Source organism: Aromatoleum toluvorans (assembly GCF_012910905.1).
GTDB classification, from domain to species: Bacteria; Pseudomonadota; Gammaproteobacteria; order Burkholderiales; family Rhodocyclaceae; genus Aromatoleum; species Aromatoleum toluvorans.
In genome coordinates, this window is the sequence record NZ_WTVN01000067.1 from 1 (window position 1) to 8,316 (window position 8,316).

The following is an 8,316-nucleotide window of genomic DNA, read 5'->3' on the forward strand; positions in this document are numbered from 1 at the left end:
TTTGCCTTCGGCTTCCTCCAGATTCGCAGTTACCCGCGACACCCTTGCCGTTCGGCTAACTCTTCCCCTTGCCGGGCGAGTAGAGGACTTCCACCTCCAAGTGAGTGCGCCCTGCCGGGCGCACCAAACGAAACGGGGCGACCCGCAGGCCGCCCCGTTTCCGACTGCCGGCACGCTGGCCGGGCACCACGACATCATTCGTCGTTCATGACTCCCAGCAGGTGCAGCAGGCTGGTGAAGAGGTTGTAGATCGACACGTACAGGGTCACGGTCGCCATCACGTAGTTCGTCTCGCCGCCGTGGATGATGTTGCTGGTCTCGTACAGGATCAGCCCCGACATCAGCAGCACGAACATCGCCGACACCGCCAGCGACAGGCCCGGCATCGAGAAGAACACCGCGCCGAGGCCGGCGAGGAAGGCGACGAGGATGCCGACGGTCAGGAACCCGCCCATGAACGAGAAATCCTTGCGCGTCGTCACCGCGTAGGCCGACAGCCCCAGGAAGATCGCCGCCGTGCCGCCCATCGCCTGCATCACGATCTGGTGGCCGTTCGGCAGCGCCAGATACTTCGACACGATCGGCCCCAGCGTGAAGCCCATGAAGCCGGTCAGCGCGAACACGAACAGCACGCCCAGCCCGCTGTCGCGAAACTTGGTCGTCAGGAACAGCAGGCCGAAGTAGCCCACCAGCGTGATGATCAGGCCCGGATGCGGCAAGCCGAGCGCCATCGACAGCCCGGCGGTCGCGGCCGAGAACGCCAGCGTCATCGACAGCAGCATGTAGGTGTTGCGGATGACCCGGTTGGTCGACAGGACCGAGGCCTCCGAACGGGTCATGGTTGCAATACGGTTTTCCATCGAGCGATTACCTCCGTTGTTCGAGTTTTGAGTGAAATCCATCAGGCGCCGGCCGGTACCGCATCGGGCATCAGTTCGATTTCGCGCACGACGCGCCGCTGCCGCTGGAGCCTGCGGGCCAGCACCTGCGCCACGCGATCGGCGGCACCGTCCACCGCCGCGCGGGCTTCGGCCGCCGTGATCGCAAAGATCACGTCGGGAAGGTTGCGCAGGCGCAGTTGTACCACGCAGCGCTTGTCCACCCCGCCGCGCGGGCCATTCACGTCCGCCACCTTGACCCGCGCCCAGCGGATGTGATCGCGGAAGCGGCCGACGGCAAACTTCATCCGCCGCGACACGTATTCGCGCAGACCGGACGGAGTTTCGACACCGTTACATTGCAGATCGATTCGCATTGCAGCATCTCCTTTCGTGATGAGCCGGCAAGCCGGCCCGCAGGAGCAGTATGGGCGCGCGAAAACTTCCAAAAAAGAATACTGACAATGAGCGGCGTTCAGTTTTTTTCGAACTTGAAACCCGACGGCCCGGCCCAACATGCAGCAGCGCCGAAACGCGGCATGCGGCGTATGCCGCCGATGGCCGAAAAAGGACGTCGAACAGGAAGCGGGAAGCAATGGAACACCGCAGCGGAGTTTGGACCGCGCGAACTCTGCTAAAATCCGCGACCTTTGCTGCGCATTCCGTTCGAGAAAGACTGGTGCCGGGAGTGGGACTCGAACCCACACACCTTGCGGCGGCGGATTTTGAATCCGCTGCGTCTACCGATTCCGCCATCCCGGCCCGGGAAGCGCCGCATTATCCATGAAAGCCCCGGCCAGCAGCAAGCGCATGTCACTTACTCTCGACGATTTCGACTATTTGCTCCCCCCCGAACAGATCGCCCAGGCGCCGCTCGCCGAACGCTGCGCGAGCCGCCTGCTGGTGCTGGACGGCGACCGGATGGACGATCGCGGCTTCTGCGACCTGCCCGCCCTCGTCGAACCCGGCGACCTGCTCGTCTTCAATGACACGCGCGTGATCCACGCACGCCTGTACGGCGCCAAGGAGACCGGCGGTCACGTCGAGGTGCTGGTCGAGCGCGCGATCGGGCCGCACGAGGCGATCGCCCAGGTGCGCGCGAGCAAGTCGCCGCGCGCCGGCGCACGCCTGCGCCTCGCGGACGCGTTCGACGTCACGGTGCTCGGCCGCGTCGGCGAATTCTTCCACCTGCGCTTTCCCGAGAACGAGGACCTGCTGCCGCTGCTCGAACGCCACGGCAAGTTGCCGCTGCCGCCCTACATCGACCGCGCGGCCGACGATCACGACGAATCGCGCTACCAGACGGTGTATGCGCGCGAACCCGGCTCGGTCGCGGCGCCTACCGCCGGGCTGCACTTCGACCAGCAGATGCTGGTCGACCTCGCCCGCAAGGGGGTGAACGGCGCGTGGCTCACGCTGCATGTCGGCGCCGGCACCTTCCAGCCGGTGCGCGTCAACGACCTCGGCGAGCACCACATGCACCGCGAGCGCTACGTGATCCCGCAGGAGACGGTCGAGGCGATCGCGCGCACGAAGGCGGCGGGCAAGCGCGTCATCGCCGTCGGCACCACCAGCCTGCGCGCGCTCGAAGGCGCGGCGCAGGACGGCGAGTTGGCGGCGGGCATCGGCGAAACCGAGCTCTTCATCCTGCCCGGCTACCGCTTCCGCGTCGCCGATGCGCTGATCACCAACTTCCACCTGCCGAAGTCGACGCTGCTGATGCTCGTGTCGGCCTTCGCCGGCATGGAACCCATCCGTCGCGCCTACGCCCACGCGGTGCGCGAAGGCTACCGATTCTTCAGTTACGGGGATGCGATGTTCATCACCCGCCGCAACGATGCAATTTGACCTGATCTCCCAGGACGGCGCCGCGCGCCGCGGCCGTCTCACGCTCGCCCATGGCGTCGTCGAAACCCCGGTCTTCATGCCGGTCGGCACCTATGGCACCGTCAAGGCGATGACGCCTGCCGCGCTCGACGACGTCGGCGCGCAGATCTGCCTCGGCAACACCTTCCACCTGTGGCTGCGACCCGGCCTCGAAGTGGTGGCCGCCCACGGCGGCCTGCACGGCTTCATGGGCTGGAACAAGCCCATCCTCACCGACTCGGGCGGTTTCCAGGTGTTCAGCCTCGGCGCGCTGCGCAAGATCAGCGAGGAAGGCGTCAAGTTCGCCTCGCCGATCGACGGCGCCAAGTTGCTGCTCACGCCCGAGATCTCGATGCAGATCCAGCACACGCTGAACTCCGACATCGTGATGATCTTCGACGAATGCACGCCTTACCCGGCGACGCGCGACGAGGCGGCGAAGTCGATGCGCCTGTCGCAGCGCTGGGCGAAGCGCTCGCGCGACGAGTTCGACCGTCTGGAGAACCGCAACGCGCTCTTCGGCATCGTCCAGGGCGGCATGTACGAGGACCTGCGCGACGAGTCGCTCGCCGCGCTGGAGGACATCGGCTTCCACGGCTACGCGATCGGCGGCCTGTCGGTCGGCGAACCGAAGGAAGACATGGAGCGCATCCTCGCCCACACCGCCCCGCGCCTGCCGCAGCACAAGCCGCGCTACCTGATGGGCGTGGGCACGCCCGAGGATATCGTCGCCGGCGTCGCCGCCGGCATCGACATGTTCGACTGCGTCATGCCGACGCGCAATGCCCGCAACGGCTGGCTGTTCACGCGCTTCGGCGACATCAAGATCAAGAACGCGGTGCACAAGCAGGACACCCGCCCGCTCGACCCCTCGTGCGACTGTTACACCTGCCGCAACTTCAGCCGTGCCTACCTGCATCACCTGCACCGCGCCGGCGAGATCCTCGGCAGCATGCTCAACACGATCCACAACCTGCGCTACTACCAGGTCCTGACGGCGGAACTGCGCGACGCGATCGCCGCGGGCGAATTCGCCGCCTACCTCGGGCGCTTCCGCAGCGAGCGCAGCACCGGCACTGCCTGAATTCCCGGTGCATGATGTGCGGCTTCGACTGCCACGCAATGCGCCACCGGTCCCCGCGCGCCGGTTGCCACAGGCGCGACAGGGCCTGCTGCTATAATCGGCCGTTTTACGCAACTACCCGGAGTCACCCGTGTTCATTTCCAACGCATACGCCCAGGCCGCCGCCGGCGGCGACCCCACCGGCGGCCTGATGGGCATGCTGCCGCTGGTCCTGATGTTCATCGTCCTGTGGTTCCTGATGATCCGCCCGCAGATGAAGCGCGCGAAGGAGCACAAGGCGATGGTCTCCGCGCTCGCCAAGGGCGACGAGGTCGTCACCCAGGGCGGCATTGCGGGCCGCGTGACCCAGGTCGGCGAGACCTTCCTGCGCATCGAAGTCGCCGACAACGTCAATATCCTCGTGCAGAGCCAGGCCGTCGCCACCGTGCTGCCGAAGGGCACGCTGAAGACCCTGTAAGCTCCCCACGCACGGGGGTACGGGCCAGCTGCCCGCCCCGTGCCGCCACGGCCAGCCGCGCCTCATCCTCTTTCCGCCCCTCCATGTCATGAACCGCTACCCGCTCTGGAAGAACATCTTCATCGGTCTGGTCCTGTTCTTCGGCCTGATCTACACCCTTCCCAACTTCTACGGCGAAGTGCCGGCAGTTCAGGTTTCCAGCGGCAAGGCCACCCTCAAGCTCGATGCCTCGCTCAACGGCACGATCGAGCAGGCGCTCAATGACGCCCAGATCGAACACACCGGGCTGTTCATCGACGCCAACAGCATCCGCGTGCGCGTCCCGAGCACCGACGTGCAGCTGCGCGCCAAGGACGCCATCGAGAAGCGCCTGAACCCCGACCCGCACGACCCGTCCTACGTCGTCGCCCTGAATCTGCTGTCCGCCTCGCCCAACTGGCTCACCGCGATCCACGCCCTGCCGATGTACCTCGGCCTGGACCTGCGCGGCGGCGTGCACTTCCTGCTCCAGGTGGATATGCCGGGCGCGATCACGAAGCGCCTCGATGCGACCGCCGCCGACCTGCGCACGCTGCTGCGCGACAAGAACGTTCGCCACGCCGGCATCACGCGTGACGGCAACAACGTCGTGCTGCGCTTCCGCGATGCCGAGCAGCGCGAAACCGCGCGCAAGGCGATTGCCGGCAGCACTGCGGACCTGCAGCTCACCGACCGCGACGACGGCTCCGACGATCTCAAGCTGGTTGCGACGCTGTCCCAGGCCGCGCAGAAGAACATCCGCGATTTCGCGATCAAGCAGAACATCACCACGCTGCACAACCGCATCAACGAACTCGGCGTCGCCGAGCCGGTGATCCAGCAGCAGGGCCTCGACCGCATCGTCGTGCAGTTGCCCGGCGTGCAGGACGTCGCCAAGGCAAAGGACATCCTCGGCCGCACCGCGACGCTGGAAGTGCGCCTCGTCGACGACACACCGGGCGCCCTCGAAGGCGCCCTGGCCGGCAGCGTGCCGCTCGGCACCGAGCTTTATAACGAGCGCGGCGGCTCGCCGATCCTGGTGAAAAACCAGGTCGTCCTGACGGGCGACCGCCTCACCGACGCGCAACCCGGCTTCGACGGCCAGACGCACGAACCGGCGGTGCACTTGACGCTGGACGCCGCCGGCAGCCGCATCTTCCGCGACGTCACGCGCGAGAACGTCGGCAAGCGCATGGCGATCCTGCTGATCGAGAAGGGCAAGGGCGAGGTCGTCACCGCGCCCGTGATCCGCACCGAGATCGGCGGCGGGCGCGTGCAGATCTCCGGCCGCATGACGACGCAGGAAGCGAGCGACGTCGCGCTGCTGCTGCGCGCCGGCAGCCTTGCCGCACCGATGGAGATCATCGAGGAGCGCACCATCGGGCCGAGCCTCGGCGCCGAGAACATCGCCAAGGGCTTCCACTCGACGCTGTGGGGGTTCGTCGCGATCGCGATCTTCATGAGCGTCTACTACATGCTGTTCGGTCTGGTGTCGGTGATCGCGCTCGCCGCGAACCTGCTGCTGCTGGTCGCCCTGCTGTCCCTGCTGCAGGCGACGCTGACCCTGCCCGGCATCGCGGCCATGGCGCTCACGCTGGGCATGGCGATCGACGCGAACGTGCTGATCAACGAACGCATCCGCGAAGAACTGCGCAACGGCGTCTCGCCGCAGGCGGCGATCCATGCCGGCTACGAGCGCGCGTTCGACACGATTCTCGACTCCAACATCACGACGCTGATCGCCGGCATCGCGCTGCTGGTGTTCGGTTCGGGTCCGGTGCGCGGCTTCGCGGTGGTGCATTGCCTGGGCATCCTGACCTCGATGTTCAGCGCCATCCTGATCTCGCGCATGCTCGTGAACTTCATCTACGGCCGCCGCCGCAAGGTCGAGTCGCTGTCGATCGGTCAGATCTGGAAGCCGGGCAACTAACGCCACGCACGCACAAGGCTGAATACAGGGCTGAAAAATGGAATTCTTCCGCATCAAGAAAGACATCCCGTTCATGCGCCATGCGCTGGTGTTCAACATCATCTCGTTGATCACCTTCGTGCTGGCGGTGTTCTTCCTCGCGACGCGCGGCCTGCACTTGTCGGTCGAGTTCACCGGCGGCACGCTGGTCGAGGTCACCTACACCCAGGCGCCCGAGCTCGAGCCGATCCGCACCGCGCTCGCCGCGAACGGCTATCCCGACGCGATGGTGCAGAACTTCGGCAGCGCCCGTGACGTGCTGATCCGCCTGCCGAACCGCGGCGACCTCGACTCGGCCAAGGTGTCCGAGCGCACGATGGCGACACTGCAGTCGGTCGGCGGCACGCCCGAGCTGCGGCGCGTCGAGTTCGTCGGCCCGCAGGTCGGCAAGGAACTCGCATCCGACGGCGCCATGGCGCTCCTGCTGGTGATCTTCGGTATCGTCGTGTATCTGGCGATGCGCTTCGAATGGCGCTTCGCGGTGTCGGCGATCATCGCCAACCTCCACGACGTCGTGATCATTCTCGGCTTCTTCGCGTTCTTCCAGTGGGAATTCTCGCTGCCGGTGCTGGCGGCCGTGCTCGCGGTGCTGGGCTACTCGGTGAACGAGTCGGTCGTCGTGTTCGACCGCGTGCGCGAGACGTTCAAGAAGAAGCGCAACATGACCACGCCGGAAGTGCTCGACCACGCGATCACCTCGACCATCTCGCGGACCGTGATCACGCACGGCAGCACGCAGATGATGGTGCTCGCGATGCTGCTCTTCGGCGGCGAGACGCTGCACTACTTCGCGATGGCGCTGACGATCGGCATCCTCTTCGGCATCTACTCCTCGGTGCTGGTCGCGAGCCCGCTGGTGATGTGGCTGGGCGTGTCGCGCGAGCAGTTCATCAAACCGAAGAAGGAAAAGGAAGAAGCGGTCGTCTGACGATCCCGGCGCAGCGATGAACGAGTTCCTGCAGGCCTTCGTCAGCTTTCTGGCGATCACGAACCCGATCATCGCCGCGCCGATGTTTCTCGGCATCGTCGCCGGCGTGCCGGTCGCGGCGCGGCGGCGCGCCGCCGGCCAGGCCGCGATGGCCGTGCTGGCGATCCTCGCCGGCGCGGCCATCGGCGGGCGCTACATCCTCGAACTCTTCGGCATCTCGCTCGACGCCTTCCGCACCGCGGGCGGCCTCGTCATCATCCTGGTCGGCCTCGAGATGCTGCGCGGCAGCCCCAGCGGCATCCAGCAGGACCACGCGTCGCCGGAAGACGCGCAGGACCGCATCGTCGTTCCCTTCGCGATGCCGCTCGTCGCCGGCCCCGGCGCGATCACCACCGCGATCACGCTGTCGGTCGCCTATCCGTCGCGACTCTACCTGCCGGTGATCGCCCTGCTCGCGTCGGTCGCCACCGCCCTCGTGCTGTGGCTCGTGCTGCGCCTCGCGCTCGTCCGCCAGCGCCTCGCCACGCCGCGTGTCGAACGCATCTTCACGCGCTTCATGGGCCTGATCCTGGTCGCGATCGGCTTCCAGATCGGGATGCTGGGCATCCGCGACTTCTTCGGCCTCGGCGGCGCCTGACGGCCTCTTCCCTCAGACCGCGAACACCTGCTTCACGCGCAGCACCTCGCCGCGCTCGATCACGCCGATCAGCCGGTCGATGTTCGGATGCTTGCCCGGATTCTCCCGCGCGTCGTCGGTGTGTTCCGCGTACAGCTCCAGCCCTTTCCTCGCCGCCTCGGCGTTGATCGAACCGTAGAGCTGGGCGAGATGGTTGTACACGGCCAGTGAGCCCGCCTGCCCGGGCTTGTTTTCGATCGTCGCGACGACTGCGCCCTGCGCATCGAGGAGATTGAGGGCCGCGAGGTGGGAGACCTTCGGCAACTGCTTCAGATTTTCGGCAAACGCCATTCCTGTTTCCTTTACGTCGATTATCGAGTAGGGGACGGGGTCACCCCCGTCGCCCTCTCACACCACCGTACATGCGGTTCCGCATACGGCGGTTCATGAAAGACACTGGAGTCGTCGCGTCGTATCGAGCAGCGACACCAGACCCATAC

9 protein-coding genes and 1 tRNA gene are annotated in these 8,316 nt (G+C 66.3%); 6 read left to right on the plus strand and 4 right to left on the minus strand.

Annotation, left to right across the window (positions count from 1 at the left end; translation table 11 throughout):
- Positions 1–194: 194 nt before the first annotated feature.
- The 3 genes from GPA22_RS21980 to GPA22_RS21990 form a co-directional block, all read right to left on the minus strand.
- Positions 195–860, minus strand: a complete 666-nt coding sequence (locus GPA22_RS21980) for a Bax inhibitor-1/YccA family protein (protein WP_169258206.1) — start codon at positions 858–860, stop codon at positions 195–197.
- A 41-nt stretch (positions 861–901) separates the two neighbouring features.
- Positions 902–1,255, minus strand: coding sequence for an HPF/RaiA family ribosome-associated protein (locus GPA22_RS21985; RefSeq protein WP_169258207.1), 354 nt, complete (start codon positions 1,253–1,255; stop codon positions 902–904).
- 300 nt (positions 1,256–1,555) lie between these two features.
- A tRNA-Leu gene (locus tag GPA22_RS21990) sits at positions 1,556–1,640 on the minus strand.
- Positions 1,641–1,688: 48 nt separating this feature from the next.
- Here GPA22_RS21990 and queA point away from each other — a divergent pair.
- The 6 genes from queA (at position 1,689) to GPA22_RS22020 (ending at position 7,837) form a co-directional block, all read left to right on the plus strand.
- Entirely contained in the window at positions 1,689–2,726 is a 1,038-nt protein-coding gene (queA, locus tag GPA22_RS21995; RefSeq protein WP_169258208.1) for a tRNA preQ1(34) S-adenosylmethionine ribosyltransferase-isomerase QueA, read from the plus strand.
- Positions 2,716–3,828, plus strand: coding sequence for a tRNA guanosine(34) transglycosylase Tgt (gene tgt / locus GPA22_RS22000; protein WP_169258209.1), 1,113 nt, complete (start codon positions 2,716–2,718; stop codon positions 3,826–3,828). Before queA ends, tgt begins: the two co-directional genes overlap by 11 nt.
- Before the next feature lie 130 nt (positions 3,829–3,958).
- Positions 3,959–4,285 (plus strand): preprotein translocase subunit YajC, encoded by a 327-nt coding sequence (yajC, locus tag GPA22_RS22005; RefSeq protein ID WP_169258210.1) that lies wholly within the window; start codon positions 3,959–3,961, stop codon positions 4,283–4,285.
- Between the two features lie 88 nt (positions 4,286–4,373).
- Positions 4,374–6,233, plus strand: coding sequence for a protein translocase subunit SecD (gene secD, locus GPA22_RS22010; protein ID WP_169258211.1), 1,860 nt, complete (start codon positions 4,374–4,376; stop codon positions 6,231–6,233).
- A gap of 37 nt (positions 6,234–6,270) precedes the next feature.
- Positions 6,271–7,200 carry a protein translocase subunit SecF gene (secF, locus tag GPA22_RS22015; RefSeq protein ID WP_169258212.1) on the plus strand — a complete coding sequence of 310 codons (930 nt, stop codon included), beginning with the start codon at positions 6,271–6,273 and terminating at the stop codon, positions 7,198–7,200.
- Between the two features lie 16 nt (positions 7,201–7,216).
- A complete protein-coding gene (locus GPA22_RS22020) occupies positions 7,217–7,837 on the plus strand; it encodes a MarC family protein (protein ID WP_169258213.1) in 621 nt (206 codons plus the stop codon).
- 12 nt (positions 7,838–7,849) lie between these two features.
- Here GPA22_RS22020 and GPA22_RS22025 read toward each other — a convergent pair whose 3' ends face one another.
- Positions 7,850–8,167 (minus strand): DUF2322 family protein, encoded by a 318-nt coding sequence (locus GPA22_RS22025; protein ID WP_169258214.1) that lies wholly within the window; start codon positions 8,165–8,167, stop codon positions 7,850–7,852.
- Between the last annotated feature and the right edge of the window lie 149 nt (positions 8,168–8,316).